This window comes from Maridesulfovibrio bastinii DSM 16055 (assembly GCF_000429985.1).
Classification (GTDB): domain Bacteria; phylum Desulfobacterota; class Desulfovibrionia; order Desulfovibrionales; family Desulfovibrionaceae; genus Maridesulfovibrio; species Maridesulfovibrio bastinii.
Map to the genome: position 1 here is coordinate 99424 of NZ_KE387016.1, position 21631 is coordinate 121054.

At 43.1% G+C, this 21631-nt stretch carries 20 protein-coding genes; 14 read left to right on the plus strand and 6 right to left on the minus strand.

Translation table 11 applies throughout. The features are described from left to right. Positions 1-10: 10 nt before the first annotated feature. The 7 genes from deoC to G496_RS0117935 all read left to right on the plus strand — a co-directional run bounded on the left by deoC (position 11) and on the right by G496_RS0117935 (position 7581). Positions 11-676 carry a deoxyribose-phosphate aldolase gene (gene deoC / locus G496_RS0117905; RefSeq protein WP_027180481.1) on the plus strand — a complete coding sequence of 222 codons (666 nt, stop codon included), beginning with the start codon at positions 11-13 and terminating at the stop codon, positions 674-676. Then, positions 669-1349: a precorrin-8X methylmutase gene (locus G496_RS0117910; protein WP_027180482.1), complete on the plus strand. Its 681-nt coding sequence runs from the start codon at positions 669-671 to the stop codon at positions 1347-1349. The genes deoC and G496_RS0117910 overlap by 8 nt, the downstream gene beginning before the upstream one ends. A gap of 146 nt (positions 1350-1495) precedes the next feature. Beyond that, the gene (locus G496_RS0117915) at positions 1496-4309 is read left to right on the plus strand and encodes an EAL domain-containing protein (protein WP_051295143.1); all 2814 of its coding nucleotides are present in this window, start codon (positions 1496-1498) and stop codon (positions 4307-4309) included. 322 nt (positions 4310-4631) lie between these two features. Continuing rightward, entirely contained in the window at positions 4632-4964 is a 333-nt protein-coding gene (locus G496_RS0117920; RefSeq protein WP_027180484.1) for a 4Fe-4S dicluster domain-containing protein, read from the plus strand. A 5-nt stretch (positions 4965-4969) separates the two neighbouring features. Continuing rightward, the gene (locus tag G496_RS0117925; protein ID WP_027180485.1) at positions 4970-6121 is read left to right on the plus strand and encodes a 2-oxoacid:acceptor oxidoreductase subunit alpha; all 1152 of its coding nucleotides are present in this window, start codon (positions 4970-4972) and stop codon (positions 6119-6121) included. Between the two features lie 2 nt (positions 6122-6123). Then, complete coding sequence (locus G496_RS0117930; protein ID WP_027180486.1) at positions 6124-6960, plus strand: 2-oxoacid:ferredoxin oxidoreductase subunit beta; 837 nt, start codon at positions 6124-6126, stop codon at positions 6958-6960. Further along, on the plus strand, positions 6961-7581 hold the full coding sequence (locus tag G496_RS0117935; RefSeq protein ID WP_027180487.1) for a 2-oxoacid:acceptor oxidoreductase family protein: 621 nt from the start codon (positions 6961-6963) through the stop codon (positions 7579-7581). It begins immediately after the preceding gene. 129 nt (positions 7582-7710) lie between these two features. On the opposite strand, the gene G496_RS20770 is transcribed toward G496_RS0117935, so the two are convergent. The 5 genes from G496_RS20770 to G496_RS0117960 form a co-directional block, all read right to left on the minus strand. Continuing rightward, on the minus strand, positions 7711-8349 hold the full coding sequence (locus G496_RS20770; RefSeq protein ID WP_051295144.1) for a hypothetical protein: 639 nt from the start codon (positions 8347-8349) through the stop codon (positions 7711-7713). Continuing rightward, positions 8327-9895 (minus strand): sigma-54-dependent Fis family transcriptional regulator, encoded by a 1569-nt coding sequence (locus G496_RS0117945; RefSeq protein WP_027180488.1) that lies wholly within the window; start codon positions 9893-9895, stop codon positions 8327-8329. The genes G496_RS20770 and G496_RS0117945 overlap by 23 nt, the downstream gene beginning before the upstream one ends. 202 nt (positions 9896-10097) lie before the next feature. Beyond that, a complete protein-coding gene (locus G496_RS0117950) occupies positions 10098-10685 on the minus strand; it encodes an indolepyruvate oxidoreductase subunit beta (RefSeq protein ID WP_027180489.1) in 588 nt (195 codons plus the stop codon). Next, a complete protein-coding gene (gene iorA / locus G496_RS0117955; protein WP_027180490.1) occupies positions 10686-12533 on the minus strand; it encodes an indolepyruvate ferredoxin oxidoreductase subunit alpha in 1848 nt (615 codons plus the stop codon). It lies immediately after the preceding gene. Positions 12534-12555: 22 nt separating this feature from the next. Continuing rightward, a complete protein-coding gene (locus tag G496_RS0117960; protein WP_027180491.1) occupies positions 12556-13206 on the minus strand; it encodes a tetratricopeptide repeat protein in 651 nt (216 codons plus the stop codon). A 309-nt stretch (positions 13207-13515) separates the two neighbouring features. Here G496_RS0117960 and G496_RS0117965 point away from each other — a divergent pair, with 309 nt between their 5' ends. Continuing rightward, positions 13516-14772: a glutamate-5-semialdehyde dehydrogenase gene (locus G496_RS0117965; RefSeq protein ID WP_027180492.1), complete on the plus strand. Its 1257-nt coding sequence runs from the start codon at positions 13516-13518 to the stop codon at positions 14770-14772. Positions 14773-14847: 75 nt separating this feature from the next. Continuing rightward, complete coding sequence (gene nadD, locus G496_RS0117970; RefSeq protein WP_027180493.1) at positions 14848-15504, plus strand: nicotinate (nicotinamide) nucleotide adenylyltransferase; 657 nt, start codon at positions 14848-14850, stop codon at positions 15502-15504. Between the two features lie 4 nt (positions 15505-15508). Here the strand turns inward: nadD and G496_RS0117975 are convergent, their stop codons facing one another. Then, positions 15509-16519, minus strand: coding sequence for a glycosyltransferase family 9 protein (locus G496_RS0117975; protein WP_027180494.1), 1011 nt, complete (start codon positions 16517-16519; stop codon positions 15509-15511). A 275-nt stretch (positions 16520-16794) separates the two neighbouring features. Between G496_RS0117975 and G496_RS0117980 the strand changes: the two genes are divergently transcribed. From G496_RS0117980 to G496_RS0118000, 5 genes are all read left to right on the plus strand, one after another. Next, positions 16795-17853, plus strand: coding sequence for a hemolysin family protein (locus G496_RS0117980; RefSeq protein WP_027180495.1), 1059 nt, complete (start codon positions 16795-16797; stop codon positions 17851-17853). Between the two features lie 17 nt (positions 17854-17870). Beyond that, the gene (locus G496_RS0117985; RefSeq protein WP_027180496.1) at positions 17871-18284 is read left to right on the plus strand and encodes a cytochrome c maturation protein CcmE; all 414 of its coding nucleotides are present in this window, start codon (positions 17871-17873) and stop codon (positions 18282-18284) included. Between the two features lie 85 nt (positions 18285-18369). Beyond that, the gene (locus G496_RS0117990) at positions 18370-20256 is read left to right on the plus strand and encodes a heme lyase CcmF/NrfE family subunit (protein ID WP_027180497.1); all 1887 of its coding nucleotides are present in this window, start codon (positions 18370-18372) and stop codon (positions 20254-20256) included. An 11-nt stretch (positions 20257-20267) separates the two neighbouring features. Continuing rightward, on the plus strand, positions 20268-20948 hold the full coding sequence (locus tag G496_RS0117995) for an ABC transporter ATP-binding protein (RefSeq protein ID WP_027180498.1): 681 nt from the start codon (positions 20268-20270) through the stop codon (positions 20946-20948). Then, on the plus strand, positions 20942-21619 hold the full coding sequence (locus G496_RS0118000; RefSeq protein WP_027180499.1) for a heme exporter protein CcmB: 678 nt from the start codon (positions 20942-20944) through the stop codon (positions 21617-21619). The genes G496_RS0117995 and G496_RS0118000 overlap by 7 nt, the downstream gene beginning before the upstream one ends. Positions 21620-21631 lie beyond the last annotated feature (12 nt).

Here is a 21631-nt window from a genome sequence, read left to right on the forward strand (position 1 = left end):
GAGGTGTTTCATGGAAATTATTAAAGATCTTTCATCTTACATGGATCATACTTTTCTTAAACAAACTGCGACAGCTGAAGACATTTCAAGAATTTGTGACGAAGCGGTTAAATTCGGTTTTGCCACAGTCTGTGTTAATCCATGTCACGTCAAACAAGCTGCTAAAATTTTAGGTAATGAAAATATTGGAGTTTGCTCAGTCATCGGTTTTCCTCTTGGCAGTTCTCAGACCGAGGTAAAAATGGTCGAAGCCATGCGTGCCGTGGAAAATGGAGCTGATGAGCTTGATATGGTTGTAAATATCGGTGCATTGAAGGAAGGTGATCTCAACCTTTTTTTGAAGGATATTTTTTTAACGGTTCAGGGTGCGGGAAGTGTTCCGGTAAAAGCCATTATCGAAACAGGCTGTCTAACTGATGAAGAAAAGAAAACAGCGTGCAAACTTGCCGTTACTGCCGGAGCTTCTTATGTTAAAACCTGTACCGGATTTGGTCCCGGCAAAGCAGAGGTTTCGGATATAAAACTTATGCGTGAGACAGTCGGTCCTGATATCGGTGTCAAAGCAAGTGGCGGTATTAAAACCTATAAACAGGCAATAGCCCTGATAGAAGCTGGCGCCAGCCGTATTGGTGCCTCGGCTTCCATAGATATAGTTAAGGGGATAAGGAATGACTGATGGTGTTGAGTTGTTAAGAGTTGTAAAACCTTCAGATATAGAAAAAAAATCTTTTGAAATTATTGATTCTGAGGTCCCTGATCCCAAACCTTTTTCCGGTATTGAATGGCAGATTGTCAGACGGATGATCCACACAACAGCTGATTTTGAGCTGGTTGATCTCGTGAGATTTCATCCTGAAGCTGTTTCCGCCGGCTTAAATGCTCTTAGAAATGGTTGTTCTGTGGTTACGGATACAGAGATGGCCCGGTGCGGTATCCCCATGCGCAGAATGACTCCTTTGAATTGCAGTGTTGCATGCTTTATGAATGATCCTGATGTGATAAAGAGGGCTCAAAGAGAATCGATAACCAGAGCGGTCGCCGCATTGGATCTGGCTGCCGCCAGTAATACTCCGGCAATTTATGTAATCGGAAATGCACCAACTGCTCTGATAAGACTTGTAGAAAGAATTAAAGATGATCCACATTTTTCACCTTCTCTTGTCATTGGCATGCCGGTAGGTTTTGTTAATGCTGCTGAATCTAAAAAGTTATTACTTATGCAGAGTAAAATTCCATACATTTCAGTTGAAGGTAGGAAAGGCGGGTCTGCTATGGCTGCCTGTGTCGTGAATGCTCTAGCGGAAGTTGTTTTAAAAGAGAGGGGGCTGAGCGGAAATATCAGTTGCTGATTTATAATACGCTTTTTTTAAAAGTCCTGACATATACTATCTTTTATTATTTAGCTGTTGTATTGGTATATATGTATAATTTTTATTATACTTATACACTGGCTTGAACATAATTTTACTGAAAATGAAGATGTGGGGCTTTAAATATGGAAGAAGGCAAAAGGCCTGGAAAGATCTTTTCTCATAGAAGCAGGAAACAGGGACGGTCTATATCCAAAGATCTTTCGCTGTATCTTGTGATTGCCCTTGCAATAATTATGGGAGTTGTCTCGGGTTATGAATATTTTGGCCGTTCGCAGATGATTCGTAGAGATCTTAGGGAAACGGCAGATAACTATATTTATAATCTTACTCAGGCCGTATCAGCACCCGTCTGGAATTTTGATCTACCTTCCCTGAAAAAAATGTGTGACGCCTACACAACGAATGGAAATTTTGCATTTTTAAAAATTACCGATAATTCCGGCAAGATGCTGTATTCTTTTGTTCGTCCGGTTTCCAACGATAATTTTGTTGAGCGGTCAAAAGATATAGTAATGGGAACTGAGAAAATAGGTAAGGTTCGTTTCGGCCTTTCAACTATTGAATATGAGCGCACACTGAATTGGATTCTTTTCATCTCTGGCCTGACCTTTCTTGTCAGTGTTTTTACCATCTACATAATCACCGATAGACTGCTTGCAGGATTTATCAGAAAGCCTTTACTTGATCTGCTCGAAGGAATGGACCGTGTTGCTCTGGGCGATTTTTCCTTTAGATTTGAAAAATTAAAATATCGTGAACTTGCTGAAATAGCAGATAGATTTAATAGAATGAGTTCAGAAGTCTCAAGCCGTGAAAAAAGGCTTGAAGAAGTTAACAAGGCTCTTGTTCTTGAAGTAGGCGAAAGGCGGAAGGCTTCTGAATCTCTATTGAAAAGTGAAAAAAAATATCGCGCCCTCGTTGAAACCACTTCCGAGGGATTCATGATGATTAACGACAATCATGATTTAATGGATGTGAATCCTGCTTTTTGCAGAATGCTCGGTTACAGCAGAGGTGAAATACTGGGCAGTCCTCTTTCCGCGGTGATAGGATCTTCGGCTGCATACTCTCTGGTAAAACATGCCAGAAGCGATAGTGAATTTGAGCTTTCGGTAAATACAAAGAAAGGCCAGCCTATTGATATTTATATACATGCCGCCAAATTATTTGAATCTGAAAGTGTTGAACTTACTTTTGCCTTTATTACAGATATTTCAGAATATAAGAAACTTGCGGAAGCTCTGAAAGCCTCTGAAGAGGAGTACAGAACTATCGCTGAAAATACGTATGACTGGGAAATGTGGATTCACTGTAATAGTTCTGTAAGATATGTCAGTCCGTCATGCGAGAGAATTTCAGGCTATAAAGTTGAGGATTTTATTTCCGGTAATATTAAGGTGCTTGAAATATTGCATCCTGATGACCGTCATTTGTGGGAGCAATTTTTATCTGACCCTGATTCGCAGCAGGAAAATCTGGACCTGCGGCTGTTTAAAAAAGACGGACTTATGTGCTGGGTCTCTCTGGCCGGACATGAGGTCTTTGATTCTGATGAAGAGTCACTGGGTATAAGACTCACATTAAGAGATATTACCAAGCGTAAATTTATGGAGAAGCAGCTTCATTATGAAGCTCTGCATGATCCTCTTACAGGGCTTGCCAATCGCAATTTGTGTCTGGACAGAATTATTCATTCACTGGAACGTGCGGCAAGACGAGATGATTATCATTTTGCGGTCGTTTTTATGGATTTGGACAGGTTTAAGGTTGTTAATGACAGCCTTGGACATTCAGTTGGAGATAAACTGCTTATAGAGGTTTCCAAAAAACTGCTGAGTGAAATTAGAGAACTTGATACTGTTTCAAGATTTGGCGGGGATGAGTTTGTAATCCTGCTTGAGGAACTTGGTGAACCTGACGAGGCTGTGAAAATTATAGATCGCCTTGATGCTAAATTAAAGGAACCGATGATCTTGGAAGGGCATACTCTTTCACTTGAAGCAAGTTATGGTGTTGTTCTTGATCCTGCTGGACATGGTGAGCCAGATAAAATTTTGCAAAATGCCAATATAGCAATGCATCAGGCCAAAGACAGTGAAAGTAGTAAAATCAAGGTCTTTAATCCTGAGATGCTTGATCAGGCCAGATTGGCAATGACCATGCAAAATGATCTTAAAAATAGTATTGAAAACAATGATTTTTATCTGGTTTATCAACCCGTTTACTCGTTATTGGAAAATAAAATTGTTGGCTTTGAAGCTCTTGTCCGCTGGGAGCATCCTGAAAAAGGCCTCATCATGCCCGGTGAGTTTATTCCTGTTTCTGAGGAAAGCAGAACCATAATTGAATTGGGGAAATGGATAATAAACAGGGCCTGCGAACAGACAAGTCAGCTCATATCTAATTATAAGAATGCTGAAGATATTGTAATATCGGTAAATGTTTCTGCAAAGCAGTTCACTGATCCCGATCTTCTTAAAATTGTATTAGCTGCATTGAATGCAAATAAACTTTCTTCAGCAAATATAAAAATAGATATCACTGAAACAGCTATAATGGAGCGGCATGACCTTGCCGTTGAAATTCTGGACAAACTTAATTCTGCCGGTGTCAAAGTTTCTATAGATGACTTTGGAACAGGATATTCTTCCATGAGCAACCTACAGTCCTTTCCTTTGGAACAATTGAAGATTGATTTGAGTTTTGTCAGTCAGATAGACCAATCCACTGAAAATATGGAAATTGTCAGAGCTATTGTAAATCTTGCCCATAATCTGGGACTAAATGTTGTGGCTGAAGGAATTGAAAATGAACAGCAGCAGAATATTTTAATGGGCCTTGGATGTGAATACGGGCAGGGGTATTATTATTCCAGACCTGTATCTTTTGATGCTGTTGAAAATTATTTCAGGACAGGAGTGTTGGAAGAAAAGTGAGATTGTACTTCTTCATGAGGTGTTATTTTCCGGGGCAACTATTGAAAAGTTGTCCCGGTTTTGTTTATTATAGAAAGATTTAGATTTTTATAAATCGAAGATAATTTCATGAATATAGAAAAATAAGAATTTTTGAAGCCAATATTGCTATCCATTATGAATTAAATTTGATTTTGCGGCTATATTAACGAACTATTATTGCAAGTACCTGTTGTACATGTTAATTAAAAAGCTAATTTAGAATTTTATAACTAATTGAGGAATATCCGTTTTTGCAGAAGCAGAACGGGGATTTGTTTCACTATTAAACCTGGAACAGGTTATGAGTGTTAAACGAAAGGGGAAAAGTAAGGTCACTATTTTTCCGGACTGGTGTAAAGGGTGCGGAATTTGCGCAGCATTCTGTCCTTCTAAAGTCATGGAACTAAGTGAGCAGGGGAAGGCTGTAGTAGTCAGAGAAGAGGAGTGTGTGCATTGCGGATTCTGCGAACTGCACTGTCCTGATTTTGCCATAATGGTCCAGCCAAAGGAAGATAAGGAGGAGATTAATCCTAAATTATCCACAAATAAGTCTTTGGATAATAAGGAGCAGTCTTCATCTGCAACGGAATCATCTTCAGGTACCAGTTCGTCTCAGGTCAAGGAGGATAATTAGCAGTTATGCCTAGAACAAAAAGAGTCAAACGCAAAGAAATTTTTGCTCTTGGGAATGAAGCCGTAGCGGAAGGGGCATTACTGGCCGGCTGTTCTTTTTATGCCGGGTATCCCATTACTCCTTCTTCAGAAATTATGGAAATTATGGCTCAGCGTCTTCCTTCGATAAAGCAAGGGTGTTTTGTCCAGATGGAAGATGAAATCGGCGGTCTGGGTGCGGTTATCGGAGCTTCACTTGCGGGTAGAAAAGCAATGACAGCCACTTCAGGGCCTGGAATATCTCTCATGCAGGAGCATATAGGCTATGGGTGTATAACGGAAACACCACTTGTAATCGTTAATGTTATGCGCGGAGGTCCCAGTACCGGCCTGCCCACCTCTCCGGCTCAGGGTGATGTCCAGCAGGCACGCTGGGGTACACATGGTGATCATTCAATTATAGTTCTTTCAGCTTCAAATGTTCAGGAGTGTCTGAACATGACAATTGAAGCTTTTAATCTGGCTGAAAAATACAGAACTCCTGTAATTCTGCTACTTGATGAAATAACCGCGCATACCCGTGAAAAAATAGAAATCCCCAATCCTGATGAATATGAAGTTTTTAATAGGATTGTGCCGACAATGCCTCCTGAATGGTACAAACCTTATGAAGAAACTGTGCGAGGCGTTCCGCCTATGCCGGCCATAGGTTCTGGATATCGCTTTCATGTCACCGGTCTTACCCATGATGTGAACGGCTTCCCTACTTCCCGCTCTGATGAAGTCAGAGAATTAAATGAAAGGTTGTTCCGTAAAATTGATCAATTTTTACATGATGTTCAGATTGTTGAAGAAATTTCCACAGAAGATGTCGACGTTGCCGTAATCGCTTACGGTTGTGTGGCTCGTTCGGCCGAACTTGCGGTAAAACAGGCCCGCGATGTGGGCGTTAAAGCCGGGCTGTTAAAATTATCTACTCTTTTCCCTTATCCCAGAAAGGCGACAGAAAAAGTAATGTCACGGGCCAAAACCATTATTGTTCCAGAAATGAATATGGGGCAGATATCCCGTGAAGTAAAAAGAGTGAATAACGGGCAGGTAAGTGTGAGGACCATTAATAAAGTCGATGGTCAGATAATTACTCCTGCCGAAATATTTAAAGTCATAACACGGGTGTAGCCATGAATGAAATTCAAGGAACTCAACTCATACATAAATATTTGAGGCACAATAAAAAGTTTCCTCACGTTTTTTGTCCCGGATGTGGGCATGGTATTGTACTGGGATCATTGGTCCGGAGTATTGATGCTTTGGGTCTTGCCAAAGATGACGTCTGTATCGTTGCCGGAATTGGTTGCTCAGGCAGGCTCGCTGTCTATGTTGATTTTAATACCGTTCATACAACACATGGCCGTGCTTTGACTTTTGCTACCGGGATTAAGATGGCAAGGCCGGAAATGAATGTGATAGTTGTTATGGGTGATGGCGACTCCATGGCCATCGGTGGGAACCATCTGATACATGCGGCAAGACGAAATATCGGTGTGACCGCTCTCATACTTAATAACAATATTTATGGGATGACAGGAGGGCAGTGTTCACCGACAACCCCTTCGGGTTCATTCTCAATGACAAGTCCTTATGGACAGATGGAGCAGAGCTTTGATTGCGTGGAATTATGCCGGGCAGCAAAGGCAAACTATGTTGCCAGAGGCTCTGTTTTTCACGTCAATGAGCTGGATAAGATGGTAACTGAAGCTATTTCCAATCCGGGTTTCGGGGTTGTTGAAATTATGACTCCGTGTTTCACTCAGTTCGGCCGTAAAAATAAGTATAAATCTCCCGTTGAAATGTTTAACTATCTTAAAAAGAATGTAATTTCTCAGGAACGCTATAATGATTTGAGTGAGAGTGATAGAGATGGAAAGATTCCGTCAGGTGTCTTCGTTAAAAAATCAGAGCCGGGCATTGAAGAGAAATATTATGCCATGGCCCGTCAGGTACAGGAGGGCATTTAAATGAAACCTCAGGAGCTTGACAGATTCGAAGTGCGATTATCAGGACTTGGCGGACAAGGTATTCTGACACTCGGAAAGGTTATGGGGTCAGGTCTTGCTTTAGGTCATGGCTATAACGTGACCCAGACACAGAGTTACGGCCCTGAAGCCAGAGGAGGAGCAAGCCGCTCTGATCTGGTAGTGAGTTCGCAACAGATTAGTTATCCTAAAGCTGAGTCTGTAGATCTGCTTATCGCCCTGAGTCAGGAAGCCTGCAATATGTATTACAGGAATCTTAAAACCGGTGGACTGCTGGTTGTTGAATCGGACCTTGTTAAACAGCCGCCGGTAAATATGTATCTTGGATTGCCTTTTACGGCTCTGGCTAAAGAAAAAATAGGTCTTGTGCAAACAATGAACACTATAGTTCTTGGTGCAGTGACATATCTTCTGCCCTTTGCAAAGCAGGCCACAATGAAAAATAATCTTGAAAAAATACTGCCTGAAAAAATCCGGGCTATAAATGTTAAAGCTTTCAACCTCGGTTTCAGGGAAGCGAAAAAGAAATTTGGTGATCCGGAAACTCTATGGAAAAAGTGGGTAATACAGCCTGATCATTCTGATGACGAGGATTCTATCTGATAATGATTGTATTGTAGGGTCAGTGTAATTGCTGACTGTAAGAATTACTAATGCAGACTCTTTCATGGCTTACACAAAAGAGTCTGCATTTTTTATATGCTATAGATAATTATTGTGACCTAGAAAATATTATTTTTCTTTTGATTGAGAATTAGAAGCTGCCAGGTCAGTTTGTTTAAACTTAATTATCTCATCAGAATTTTTGTTGAATTCTGCAATCTCTTCGAGCTGATTCTCGGTAAGTTTTTCAGGGTTCCAATTTTTACAAAGTTCTTCAGGATCTCTTGAATTACTTCTGACTTTAGTGGCCAGTACACTTTCTGGACTGGTCTTTATGATCGTTGTGCGGACCAGATGGCAATCTGTATATGATGTGTAACAGGTTGAGTTTGCACCTGCATTGAGGCATTTGCCAGTGGATACGGTATTCCATTCACCTATCTGTGGTGTCCAGATTTTCGCTGATCTGTTGTAAAATATTTTGATGTCGAGGGTAGAGTTCTGTCCTGAAAATTGAAAACTGAGTTGCTTTACACCTAGAAAATTGTGTCTGGTTGAGCCTTGATAATCAAAGTGGGGGGATATTACTAGGGTCGCATTTCCGGGGACATAAGCTTTGTCTAAAGCAATGCTGTTTGTCGCACTCACATACCCGTTTGAACAGGAACTGCAACAGAACATGAAGAGTAAAAGAAACACTGCAGCCGTATAAATATCAATACTGCTGCAGTGTTTTCTAATTGGTCTATTTAATTTTCTTTTTGCCACCGGCGTATTTCTTGACGTCGATATTATATTTTTTAACTTTATAGTTAACAATCCTGTAGCTGACACGTAAATCTCTCGCAGCCTGAAGCATGTTTCCTCTGGCTTTTTTCAGTGCATCCACCAGAAGTTCCTGCTCGAATTTAGCAACGGACTCACCGAATGAGAGGTTGGTATCTGTTGCTGTACTTTCAGCTGTCTGAAGTGTCGGAGGAAGGTGATATGTCCTTATGACTTCTTCCTCGCAGACAAGGACGGCTCTTTCAATGCAGTTTTTGAGTTCTCTGACGTTTCCTGGCCAGTGATACTGTGTGAACAGATCAATAGCAGGACTGGATATCCTTTTGATATCCTTTGAGTATTCCTTTGAAAATGATTCAAGGAAAAGTTCTGCCAAAGGTAGAATATCTTCTCTGCGTTCCCTTAATGGCGGTATAAAGATAGGGAAAACATTGATTCTATAAAAAAGGTCTTCGCGAAAACGGCCCTGTCTCAGCAGATCTTCCAAAGGCTGATGAGTTGCGCAGATCATTCTTACGTCAACTGTAATCGGCTGTTCTGAGCCAACTCTCTGGATTTCTTTTTCCTGAATAGCTCTTAAAACTTTTGCCTGAGCATCAAGTGATAATTCACCGATTTCATCAAGGAAAAGCGTTCCGTTGTTGGCTACTTCAAAAAGACCGCGTTTATTCTGATATGCTCCTGTGAAAGCACCTTTCTGATGTCCGAAAAGTTCACTTTCAACCAGTTCGGCAGGAAGGGCCGCGCAGTTCAGCTTGATAAGCGGGCGTTCCCTTCTCGGGCTGCATGCGTGTATGGCTTCTGCCAGCAGTTCCTTACCCGTTCCTGATTCTCCGCGTAGAAGAGCCGTGGCTCTGCTGGGACCGACCTGACGGGACTGCCTTAAAACCTGCCGCATACTTTTTGATGTTGCAACAAAGTCTGACGGCGGTGGAATTTCCGGAATTCCGGCCATAATTCCCTGACTCAGAGCCTGAGCCTGAATGGCCATTTCTTCCTGAAGGCGGGCGACCTGACTTGCTATTACTGCTGCAACAACTTCAAGAAACTGGCAGTGAATAGCAAGATCGTCCTTGGGAAGAATGGGGGAGTCAACGCTCAAAGTTCCAAGAACTTCCCCGTTGTCCAGTCCAACACTGTTGATCGGGACACATATAAACGAATGTGTTTTGAGCTCTTCTTCGGAACGTCCGAACGCCTTGTTGAGAAATTCAGTATTGTCGTACATTCTTGGAATTACGACTGCCTTGCCAGATGAGAAAACCTGCCCGACAACACCTTTTCCCGGAGAATAAGTTACATGGTCCGCTTTTGAAGGGCTGTATGTAATGGATAATTTGAGTTTTTCAGAATCGGGGTCCATGATAGCCAGAAAAGCGCGGACGAATTGCAGATCTCCTGCAAGAATCCTGAGCAGATCATTAAGACTCTGCTCAAGCTCATTCTGGGGAGCTATTGCATCCAGAATTTTACTAAGAGTCTTTAAATAAACATTTTCAGTTTTTTCCGGCAATCCATTAATTGTCATATGATGATTCTCGTGCCGACATGCTGATTACTTTCATTCATCTTTACCGTTACTTTGAATTTATGCTTGTGTAAACGGTGTATGCGGCTTTTACTTGTTACTAAATTTTCATCCTGATCTGTGAAAATTTAAAATTTTACAAAAGATATTTAAATCGTCAGATAAAGCGGCAACCGGAGTAACCGGCTGCCGCATTTTTTAACTAGCTGACAGATTCAACTCCAAGTTCAAGGGCCTTGAGGTTGATTTCTGCAATTTTGGGTTTCATTGCCTTTTTGATGGTTTCAGAAAGCTGTTCCGGTGTGAGAGGAATAGCTTTTGTAGCGCAAAGAGCACCAAGAAGGGCAATATTTCCGCTTTGAACAGCTCCGGCTTTAATGCCCAGCTCCTGACAATGAATGTAGTAGCTTTTGTCCGCGCATTCATTGATTTTAGCCTGAATAGCTTCAAGGGATGGAGCTTCAGCCTTTCCTGTAGAAGCACTTAAAGGCGGGATGCTGTCAATGCTTGAAAGCACTGTTCCACCGGGCTTGAGATACGGCAGAGCTCTGAGAGTTTCGAGAGGCTCGAATCCTAACAGTATATCTGCTTCACCGTGTCCGATTTTAGGTGATTTCAGGCCGATAAGAAGAGCTGATTCAACAACTCCGCCGCGCTGGGCCATGCCGTGGATTTCGCCAGCAGTTACATCCAGACCAGCGTCCAGAACAGCTTGAGCCAGAAGATTGGTCGCAGTCAGTGTTCCCTGACCTCCGACGCCTGTCATAAATATACGTAAACGTGCAGTCATTTAGCTGCTCCTTTTACGGGCTTTGATGTCTTTTGTTACCTGTAGACAAACCATGCATCCTGAGCACAGAATCTCATTTATTCTGATTCCGTTTTCATTTTTTTCAAAAGCAGGGCAGGCCAGTTCTTCCATGCAGCGTTCAACCTCTTCACTCTGTTTTTCAACGTATGCGGTCTGAACCGGTTTCTTTTTAAGAGTGCGTCTGGCGAACAGAGGACATGGATCTTTAGCAATAAGAACCCTTACTCCAGTCATTTCCTTTAGCTCTTCAAGAGCTTTTAAGGTTGCTTTCTGGTTAAGCGGATGCACTGTGCGAATCTGTGATACCCCACAGCCCTTGATTACGGCTTCGATATCAACTTTGGATTCGTTAGGTCCAAGAGCACTGACGTCAACGCCGGGGTGGGGCTGGTGGCCGGTCATAGCGGTTGTGCTGTTATCCAGAACTACAAGCAGTATGTCATGCCTGTTATAAACCGCATTTACCAGTCCGGTTATTCCGGAATGGAAAAAGGTTGAGTCACCTATGAAGCCGACAACAGTCTGTCCGGCTGCTTTGGCTGCTCCTGAACCGGCTGATACGGATGATCCCATGCAAAGCAGGAAGTCTGCTGCGGCCAGCGGGGGAACAATGCCGAGAGTATAACATCCTATGTCGGATGAATAAACTGCATCCTCTCCGAAAACTTTTTTTACAGCAAAATAGCTTGCCCTGTGAGGACAACCTGCACAGAGGTTCGGAGGCCTGACAGGAAGATTTTCATCAGTTCCACAGCTTTTGAATTCAGGTATGCTTCTGCCTGTAACATCACAAAGAGCCTCGGTTACACAGCGGGTGGAGTATTCTCCGTTGTAACCGAGATATTTACAGTCGTCCTTGCCGATGATTTCAGTCTTTATGCCGTTTTTCTGGGCAATGATTCTGATTTCATTTTCAATGAACGGTTCCAGTTCTTCCAGAACCAGAACTTTGTCGACTGATGAAATAAAGTCTGCAAGTTTTTTACGCGGCAACGGGAATGTAAATCCAAGCTCAAGAATTTTGACTTCGGATTCAAGCCCTGTGTCTGCAAGGGCATCGGCGAGGTAAGCTCTGCTGATACCTGATGCGATAACGCCTATCTTACCGTTACCTGAGATTTTATTGTAAACCGATTCTTCTGAGAGAGCCTCAAGTTTTTCCAGACGTTCAAGGAGTCTTACATGCATCTGTCTTGAAAATGCAGGAATCGGTACGAATCTGGAAGGGTTCTTTTTAAAACCGGAAGCCTTTCCAAGATCTTTTAATGAACCGAATTCCACAGGTCCGCGAAGATGGTTGATCCTTGTAGTTGTTCTCAGGATGAAGGGAGTTTCAAGCTCGCGTGACATTCTAAGGGCATCACGCGTCATATCTTTAGCTTCCTGCGCCGTACCCGGCTCAAAACATGGAATACCGGAAATTCTTGAATAATAGCGATTATCCTGCTCGTTCTGGCTGGAGTGGCAGCCGGGATCATCAGCAGAAAGAAGAACCAGTCCGCCTGGGGTTCCGGTATAGGACAGAGTCATCAAGGGGTCGGCAGCAACATTGACTCCAACGTGTTTCATCGTTGTAAGGGTCATTGCGCCGGCCAGAGCGGCTCCGCCACCAACTTCCAAAGCTACTTTTTCGTTAACGGAGTACTCAAAGTAATACTTACCATCTGGTGAGAGTCGAAAGAATGTGTCCGGAACCTCTGAAGAAGGTGTTCCGGGGTAACAGGTTACAACCTGAATACCTGCTTCAAGTGCTCCGCGGACGATTGCCTCGTTGCCCAGAAGAAGGTGTGTGCTGCCTTCGTTATCGGCAAGAAGTGGATGGGGCATCTTATCTAGCTCCTTATTAAAATTAATGCTTGGCTTTGAGTTCGGCAACCTTGCTTTCGTAGTACATGCGCTCAGTAGGGTTGTCTGTCATCAGTGCCTGATAAGCTTGAATGGCAAGTTCATTATTTCCGGACATTACAGCCGCGGAAGCAAGGAGCCTGTTGATGGTAGCCTTGTAGGTTTCGCCTGTCTTGGACTGCAGGCCCTGCAAAAGTGAAATTGCTTCATCAGGTTTATCACCGAGGATCAGGCTTTTAGCCTGACCGATAACTGCAATACTGGAAAAGGTATCCTTTTTAGCGGCAATATCTTTCCATGCGGCTGCGGCTTTATCAAACTGGCTGGCATCCATGTATGCTCTGGCGAGAGCCAGATCAACAGAGTTTTTCATTTCACTGGGAGCTTCAGTCTGAAATTTTTCAAGCTGTTTAATCTGATCAGCACCGTGGTACTGAATCATGATGGCTCCCAGCTGGCTTGCGGCCTGATCCAGGGCTTTCTGCTGAGAATGCTGCATGATGGCATACCCGGCGGCGATAATGATAATTGCCGCAACTATTCCGAGGATTAACTTGGCGTTTTCCAGCAGAAAATTCAGAAAAGGATGGATGCTGTCAGGTACAGAGTCCTGAAACTGTCCCAGTAATTCGTTTGTGGAATTTTGTTGTTCCATCTAAAGGCTAGCCTCCGGTATCTTGATGATTTTGTACAAAGTAGAGAAAGGGTGTATAAAGGAGTCTGACAAAAAGGTCAAAACCGGAGTACAAAAATATCCTTATTGAAATGTCATATTTTTCAAGAAGATGTTTAAAAATATAACGAAAAAAATAAAAAAAATTACCTTTAGTCAGTAGGTTGAAGTGGATATCCTTATATCTGGATAAATCAGAGTTGACTTTTTTGACATTTACGGTAGCCAGAACTGATGATTTGGAAATCAGAAGATTTTACAGGAAAGTAATATATAGAGAGGACTCGGAAAATGAATTTGTCTGAACAGATGCTTGAAATTGCCAAAAAAGGCAGAAAAGCCGCTCGCGCGCTTTCATGCGCTGAAGGTGTCGATAGAGATGCCGCTATTCTTGAGCTTGCTTCGATATTAGAGGAAGAAAAAGATTTTATTTTTGCTGAAAATAAAAAAGATCTGGCCGCAGCTAAAGAACGCGGTCTTGATGACGCCAGACTTCAGCGTCTTGAAATAACTCCAGCTGTTCTTGAATATATGATAAATGGATGCCGCGAAGTAGCTGCTCAGACAGACCCTGTCGGCGAAATTGAAAATATGGAAAAGCGTCCGAACGGACTTATGGTCGGACGGATGAGGATTCCCCTTGGCGTTATTCTCATGATATATGAATCACGCCCGAATGTTACAGTTGATGCAGCCGTGCTTTGTCTTAAAGCCGGTAATGCAATTATCCTGAGAGGTGGTTCTGAGGCAATTTATTCCAACATTGCTCTGGCCTCTTTGCTGCATAAGGCTCTGGACAGGGCCGGTCTTCCTGTTGACGCGGCTCAGGTTATTGACACAACTGATCGGGAGGCGGTGTCTAGCCTTCTTAAACTTGAAGCATTTATTGATGTTGCCATACCCAGAGGTGGCGAAGGACTTATCAGAGCTGTTGTTGAGCAGGCCACTATGCCTGTATTGAAGCACTACAAAGGTGTCTGCCATATATTTGTGGACAGCTCCGCAGATATCAGCAAAGCCGTTGACGTTGTAAAAAATGCCAAGGTCCAGAAGCCCGGTGTATGCAATGCTCTTGAATGCCTTCTGGTTCATGAAGATATTGCTCCTGAATTTCTTCCCGCCCTGAGAGATCTTATAGGGGATAAAGTTAAATTCAAGGCTTGCCCTAAGTCCATAAAGTATCTTGGTGAATCAGCTGAACCAGCAGGAGTGGAAGATTGGGGATATGAATTTCTTGATTTGATACTCGCTGTTAAAGTTGTTTCATCACAGGATGAAGCTGAGGATCATATTGCAAAGTACGGTTCCAATCACAGTGAAGTTATACTGACTGAAAATCATTCGCATGCAATGAAATTCATTAAAGAAGTTGATGCTTCAATGGTTGGAGTCAATGCCTCGACAAGATTCAATGATGGCGGGCAGCTCGGGCTGGGTGCCGAGATAGGAATCTCCACTTCAAAGCTGCATTCTTATGGAGCTATGGGAGCCAGAGAGCTTACAAGTACGAAATTTGTAGTTCTCGGAGAGTGGCACGTTCGCAACTGACAGATGTCTTGATTTTAATATTAAGAGGCGAAGGATTTATTTCCTTCGCCTGTTTTTTATATGGAAGGTAAGCGCATGAAGTTAGGTCTGTTCGGGGGCAGTTTCAATCCTGTTCATAATACTCATATTGATGTTGCAAAAGCTGTTGCTGAAAAACTGTCTCTTGATAAAGTCCTGCTGGTTCCAGCCGGAGCCCCATATCATAAGAAAACCGAATCCATGCTTTCTGCGGACATTCGCTATAATCTTGTCAGGGCTGCTGTTGAGCAGGATGCAGTTCTAGGAGTTAGCGATCTTGACCTGATTTCAGATGTTCCGACCTACACGGTGGATACCTTAAAAAGGGCAGGGGTCAGATATCCTGATTCTGAATTGTTTTTTCTGATGGGGCAGGATTCTTTTGAGACTCTGCATTTATGGAGAGAGTGGAATCTGCTGGGTGAGATGGCGAATCTGGTTGTAATTAGCCGTGGAGATGATCCTGATGCAATGAAGCCCATTGTTGACAGACTTTTTCCCGATGCCGTTTCTCTTGGTAATGGTGTTTTTAAATTCAAGTCCGGGTATAAGCTGTATATTATTGATGATCTGGATTTCAAAATCAGTGCTACTCAGGTCAGAAAAGAATGGCTTAGCGGTGGTGACTGCTCCTGTCTGCTTCCCCCGGCAGTTTTGGATATGATGAATTCTATTGACGGAAAAATAAGTCAGAGCTGGGAATCAGACTGCTGACTTCCTATTTATTTCTAAAAACAGTTTTGATTGCCTCGACTACTTCCTGTGTTTCTATAGAGCACAGGCACTCACGTCCCTTTTTACAGGAATTTTTACCGTGCAAAGAGCATGGTCTACATGGAAGATCCTTCTCCAGCACCACATCATTTTTTCTGCAGGGATAAAATCCCCACGCCTTTGATGTTGGGCCGAAGATGCTCACAACAGGAGTGCTGACGCCGGAAGCCAGATGCATTGGTCCGGAATCTCCGGTAACCAGAACCCCGGCATATTTTAATATTGCACATGTCTGTCTCAGAGACAGCATATTGGTAAAATCAGCAGCAGTTCCGGGGAGTAAAGTATTCCGGTCTTTTCCTATTACTGCCCACTCTATATTTTCATTTTCCAACTCGGAAATTAAATCTTTCCATTTTTCCTGAGGCCATGTTTTATCCGGATGGGTTGCATAAGGATGCAGAGCTGTAAAACCGGGTTTTAGACCGGCTTTAACAATATAGTCTTTTGCTTGTTCCAGCTCATTTTCAGTAAGATATATTTCCGGTAACAGCTCTTCCCGTTTGGGAGCTTTTTTCTCTACAGCAAGAGCGTAACGCTGGGGCACGTTTGTTTCACAAAGTTTTTTTTCTATAAATTTGCACGAGCTGAGGTTGAATAATCTTCTTTTAAATCCATATTTGCTATACTCAAAAGCATTCCCTTTCCAGCGTAATTTCAAAATGGAGGAGCGCAGGGTTTTATGCAGATCTATTAAATCCAGACCGGAGTATTCAGCTGAAATCTGTCCGGCCTTTTTCAGCCATGCCAGATCGCCCATATCCTGTTTTTCAAGTGCTATGATTTCTTCTATGAAAGGGTTGTTTTCCAGTATGGAAGCATTTTCAATCTTGGTTATTACAGTAAATTTCCATCCGTACTTACGAGCCCAATAGCCAAGTACCCCTGTGGTCAGGACAACATCGCCGAGGGCACTCAGTCTGAAAATTATTTTGTGTTTGTCTGGATTTTTCATTTCGAGGGCATTTTAGACAGGAGTCTTGAAAGGTCAATATAAAATTATAATTGAGAATTATTATTGATAATTTTCAAAAAATATATATTCTGGTAAAGCTTAAATTGAGGATTCCATAGTATACTCTTCTTGTGTATTTTCAATATTGTGCTTAAATTGAAGTTTCAATTTGCGGCGGGTGGTCCTCTGAAGGGCTGATTGCTTAGCAGTAATTACTCTGCTAGCTTTAGTAATCTTTAATTTTATTAAATCTGTATAATCAAAAAAAATAAATAATGTTCGAGTTAGTTCTAGCCGTTGTCATGGCGACGCTTATATCAGCTTTTTGTTCTGTCAGTGAAGCTGTGTTTTATTCCTTTTCATGGAGTCGAATTGAAAAACTGACTAAAGCAGGCAGCAAAGCAGGAAAAATTTTAGGTCTGCTTCGTTCAAATATAGAAAAACCCATTACTGCAATCTTGACTTTAAACACCGTGGCTAATACTGCCGGAGCTTCAATCGCCGGCGCAGCCTGGACCTCGGTTTACGGTGCGGATACTTTACCGTGGTTTGCAATGGGATTTACTATAATTATTTTAATTTTTTCTGAAATATTACCGAAAACCATCGGTGTTGAATATAATGAGAAGCTTGGACCTGTCCTTGCCTCACCAATAAAATGGATGGTTGTTGTTTTTTCACCTGTAATATGGGTGTGCGGTTTTATGGCCCGCTCCGTCAGCAGCGGGAACAGTGAACCCAAAACAACAGAGGAAGATATTCGGGCAATTGTGAGCCTGACCAGAAAATCCGGAGCTATCAAACCTTATGAAGCCCTCTCAATAGCTAACATCCTTTCGTTGGATGATAAGGTTGTAGATCAGATTATGACTCCGAGGACTGTGGTCTTCTCTTTGCCTGTTGATATGACGGTAGGTGAGGCACATGCCAAATACAGTGCCTGGCCTCATAGCCGTATCCCCGTTTATGAGGGAGACGATCCTGAAGATGTTGTCGGAGTTATTTACAGACGCTCTGTGTTTGAAGCTCTGGCCGACGGCCTTCATGACGTGACTCTGGCCGACCTGATGAATCCGGTGCGTTTTGTACTTGATAACATCAGTCTGGACAGGTTGCTTGTGAAGTTTCTTGAAAGTCGTATGCACCTGTTTGTTGTGCTTGACGAGTATGGAGGCATGGCCGGTGTGGTAACTCTTGAGGATGTAATGGAAGAAATACTGGGCAGCGAAATCGTAGACGAAACCGATCAGGTTGTGGATATGAGAGAGCTTGCCAGAATACGGAGACAGGAACTTCTTGCCTGCCAGACAGGTGATAAGAAGGAAAAGTCTTGATATGGAGATAATAACGCATGGCCGGTAAAAGCGGAAAAGGAGTATATATAGCAGCATTACTGCTCTTTCTGGGCGGTTTTGGATGGTTGCTTTATTCCGGACTGTCTCAGGACAGTGTCTACTTTTTAAATGTGTCCGAAGCTCTGGCTATGGATCAGGCTCAATTGAAACAGGCCCGCCTTTTTGGAAAGGTCGGCCCCAAAGATATAAGTCGGCATAACGGCGGCCTTGGGGTTACCTTTGATCTTATTGACCAGCAGAATGAGTCAAAATTGATCCGGGTTGATTATAAGGGTGCTGTTCCCGATGCTTTTAAAGCTGGAGCTGAAGTAATTGTTGAAGGTAATTTTTTAGAAAATTTTTCCTTCAAGGCCAATTCGCTTATAACCAAGTGTCCGTCCAAATATAAAAAAGAAAATCGTACCGGTTGAAAATTAACCGGCGAATGATTTTTAAAAATTAGTCTGACGGCTACTTTAAATACAAAATTATTTATCCTTTGCGGAGTAATATTATATGCATTTGACAGCAAATCTGTTGCTGCTCGCCGCCTTGCTGTTTGCATTAGGGGCGGGGGGTTATGGATGTCTGGCTCTTTTTACAGGCAGAAAGAATACTCTTGATTTTCTGGAAAAAGCCAATCTGGCAATCGCAGGATTGATTACAATTGCCAGCATCATCCTGACTATTGCGCTGGTTAACCGGGATTATTCATTTAAATATGTTTATGACCATGTAGATAACCTGTTGCCCTTATTTTACACCATCACAGGTTTCTGGGCCGGAGCAGAAGGTTCCCTGCTGTTCTGGATACTTTCAATAAGTATTATGGGTGTAATTTTTGCCAGACTGCCCGGATTCAGACAATATTCCAGCGAGACCCGCCTATATTACTGGGTCTTTTTTATGGTTATTCAGGCCTTTTTCCTGTTAATTCTGACAAACTGGAGCAATCCTTTTCTGGAACTTGTCCCTATCCCGAGCAATGGACGAGGCCTGAATCCGCTGCTGAGAAATCCTGGAATGATTTTTCATCCTCCTTTGCTTTTCCTTGGTTATGCAGGCTTTACAAGTCCTGCCGCCATCGCTCTTGCCTCGTTTATTTCAGGAGAAGACCGCTCATGGGTTAAAATCTGTCGTAACTGGAATATCACAGCATGGATATTTCTTACCGCAGGCATCATTCTTGGTGGATGGTGGTCCTACATGGAACTTGGATGGGGCGGCTACTGGGCATGGGATCCAGTTGAGAATGCTTCACTGATTCCGTGGCTTTCAGCAACGGCTTTCATGCATACAGCTGTAATTGAGTCCAGAAGGAATGCTCTGGGTAGAACCAACATTTTCCTTATGAGTCTGACATTTATGCTGAGCATTTTTGCAACATACCTTGTAAGAAGCGGCGTTATCCAATCACTTCACGCTTTTGGTGAAGGTGGAGTCGGACTGCCGCTCTGCATTTTCATGTTAGGCGGAATTGCTGTTGTCGCTTATGTCATTCTTATTGGAAGTAAAAAAGATACCAGAATGTTATCCGGACTTGGAAGCAGGCAGGGAATGCTTGTTGTTGCTGCATGGGTACTTATCGCTCTGGGACTGGTCGTAGGTCTTGGAACCATGTGGCCGGTTATAAGTAAGATGTGGACATCGAGTCCTGTCGGTCTGGATGCCAAGTTCTATAACCGTGTCTGTCTGCCGCTGTTCTCACTGCTCATACTTATCTTTGCAATCTGCCCATGGCTTGACTGGAAAGAGGGTATTCATGACAAAAGAGGATTATCGATTGTCTTTGTAGCTTTTCTTGCTGCTCTGGGAATAAACTATGCAGCAGGACTGCATAATATCCTCGCCCTTGTCACTGCTTCAGCTGCGATAGCTTCTCTTGTGGGAATTGTTGCTTTATTTGTATTCAAACCACAAATGCGCAGAGTCAGTTCGACCGTCGGCGTTTATGGTATCCATATAGGTCTTGCACTTGTTTTTCTTGGTATAGCGTGGTCAGGACCAAATCAGACAACTGTGGAAGCTGTCCTCAAAAAGGGTGAGAGCACTCAGGTTGGAACCTATACTTTAACCTATCTTCGTTCCAATGAATCTCAAAATATGGCTATGGCCAGTGTCATGGCTGTTCTTGAGGTTAAAGAAAACGGTAAACAGGTTGGCATTCTTGCACCTGAAAGACGTATTTATAGCGGATATCCGCAACCATTTGCTGAAGTTTCAGTTCTTCCGGGATTGATTGATGAGCTCTACGGGGTTCTTCTAAGCTATCAGCCTGATGGGACAGCTACTATAAAAGTCAGTGTAAATCCGTTGATTAACTGGATGTGGATAGGCGGGACTCTAATGTGTCTGTTTGGTTTTATTGCGTTCAGAAAAACAATTATCAAACCTGAAGAGTAAGGCCGGAAATTATGCCTGACTCCTCTAATACAGTTCTAACGGTCCGTAAGGCAGCCAAATTCTTTGGCACACGCCTTGTTTTTAAAGGCGTGAGCTGTGATGTAAAAGCTGGTCAGATATTATTGGTTGTTGGCAGAAACGGTGCCGGAAAAACGACGCTGCTCAAGATTATGGCTGGTCTTTCCAGACCTTCTTCAGGAAGTGTTGAAATGTTTACAGCTCCTGAAAAGTCAGCATACCTTGGGCATGCAACCTTTTTGTATCCGCGTCTTTCGGCAGTTGCCAATCTGAAATTCTGGGCGTCAATGTATGGATTGTCCCCATCAAATGACGTTCTTATGGGATTACTTAAACGGGTTGGACTTGAGAGGGCAGCAGAAGAAAAAGCAGGATCTTTTTCTCGTGGAATGGCTCAGCGTTTAAATCTGGCGCGGGTTTTTTTGATAAATCCTGATCTTATTTTTCTGGATGAACCGGGAACTGGGCTTGATCAGTCTTCACTGAAGCTTCTTCGTGATGAAATCGTTGGATTTCGTGATCGAGGCTCGGCAGTGGTGTGGATAAGCCATGATGTCAGACTGGATTGCGGTCTTGCCGACATGGTACTGGGATTATCTTCGAAAAAGCAGGGCTATTTCGGTCCTTCTTCAGAGTTTGATCCCTCCCTTATCCTTGGAGTGGACGCATGTTAAAGCGCTCATTCGCCATAGCCGGTAAAGACCTGTCGCTTTCAATCGGTGGAGGGCAGGGCCTTACTCAGGCCATATTGCTTGGCTTGCTGTTGATATTTGTATTCAGTCTTTCAAGACCCGCAGGACAGCTGATTGAACCTCAGGCCGCTTCGGCTATTTTCTGGCTGGCTTCATCCTTCGGACTTGTACTTGTTTTTAATACTCTGTTTTCCATAGAGGAATCCAATGAGGCCAGGCTGGGGCTTTTATCCTCACCTGTTCCGCCTCATTCTATCTGGCTTGGGAAAGGAATTGCAGGATTTGGACTGCTGCTGTGCTCGCAACTGGTATTTTTACCGGCCACAGTTGTTTTTCTCGGACAGGATATAAAGGGATCTTTTTCCATTTTTGTGCTGGCATTGTTTGCCGCAGACTGGGGACTTGTTTCACTGGGAGCCCTTCTTGGAGCTATTTCTCAGGGGCAGGCCGCAAGGGAATCCCTCTTGTCCGTCATTCTTTTTCCGCTTCTTCTGCCAATTCTTCTTGGGGCTATAACCATAATGACTTCGGTTTTTTCCGGAGACGTCTCTATGGATCAGTCTTCGTGGATAGGTGTAATTCTGGCTTCGGATGCTCTCTTTAGCGGTGCCGGAATAATCCTCTTTCCATTTGTATACAGTGGTGAACAATAGGTGGAAATCTAA

Bases quoted from the DNA above. Each gene is read 5' to 3' on its own strand.
- G496_RS0117935 (WP_027180487.1), top strand. From the start codon at position 6,961: ATGAAACCTCAGGAGCTTGACAGATTCGAAGTGCGATTATCAGGACTT.
- G496_RS0117980 (WP_027180495.1), top strand. From the start codon at position 16,795: ATGTTCGAGTTAGTTCTAGCCGTTGTCATGGCGACGCTTATATCAGCT.
- G496_RS0117920 (WP_027180484.1), top strand. From the start codon at position 4,632: ATGAGTGTTAAACGAAAGGGGAAAAGTAAGGTCACTATTTTTCCGGAC.
- G496_RS0117990 (WP_027180497.1), top strand. From the start codon at position 18,370: ATGCATTTGACAGCAAATCTGTTGCTGCTCGCCGCCTTGCTGTTTGCA.
- G496_RS0117925 (WP_027180485.1), top strand. From the start codon at position 4,970: ATGCCTAGAACAAAAAGAGTCAAACGCAAAGAAATTTTTGCTCTTGGG.
- G496_RS0117995 (WP_027180498.1), top strand. From the start codon at position 20,268: ATGCCTGACTCCTCTAATACAGTTCTAACGGTCCGTAAGGCAGCCAAA.
- deoC (WP_027180481.1), top strand. From the start codon at position 11: ATGGAAATTATTAAAGATCTTTCATCTTACATGGATCATACTTTTCTT.
- G496_RS0117975 (WP_027180494.1), bottom strand. From the start codon at position 16,519: ATGAAAAATCCAGACAAACACAAAATAATTTTCAGACTGAGTGCCCTC.
- G496_RS0117960 (WP_027180491.1), bottom strand. From the start codon at position 13,206: ATGGAACAACAAAATTCCACAAACGAATTACTGGGACAGTTTCAGGAC.
- G496_RS0117910 (WP_027180482.1), top strand. From the start codon at position 669: ATGACTGATGGTGTTGAGTTGTTAAGAGTTGTAAAACCTTCAGATATA.
- G496_RS0118000 (WP_027180499.1), top strand. From the start codon at position 20,942: ATGTTAAAGCGCTCATTCGCCATAGCCGGTAAAGACCTGTCGCTTTCA.
- iorA (WP_027180490.1), bottom strand. From the start codon at position 12,533: ATGCCCCATCCACTTCTTGCCGATAACGAAGGCAGCACACACCTTCTT.
- G496_RS0117930 (WP_027180486.1), top strand. From the start codon at position 6,124: ATGAATGAAATTCAAGGAACTCAACTCATACATAAATATTTGAGGCAC.
- G496_RS0117985 (WP_027180496.1), top strand. From the start codon at position 17,871: ATGGCCGGTAAAAGCGGAAAAGGAGTATATATAGCAGCATTACTGCTC.
- G496_RS0117950 (WP_027180489.1), bottom strand. From the start codon at position 10,685: ATGACTGCACGTTTACGTATATTTATGACAGGCGTCGGAGGTCAGGGA.
- G496_RS0117945 (WP_027180488.1), bottom strand. From the start codon at position 9,895: ATGACAATTAATGGATTGCCGGAAAAAACTGAAAATGTTTATTTAAAG.
- G496_RS0117965 (WP_027180492.1), top strand. From the start codon at position 13,516: ATGAATTTGTCTGAACAGATGCTTGAAATTGCCAAAAAAGGCAGAAAA.
- nadD (WP_027180493.1), top strand. From the start codon at position 14,848: ATGAAGTTAGGTCTGTTCGGGGGCAGTTTCAATCCTGTTCATAATACT.
- G496_RS0117915 (WP_051295143.1), top strand. From the start codon at position 1,496: ATGGAAGAAGGCAAAAGGCCTGGAAAGATCTTTTCTCATAGAAGCAGG.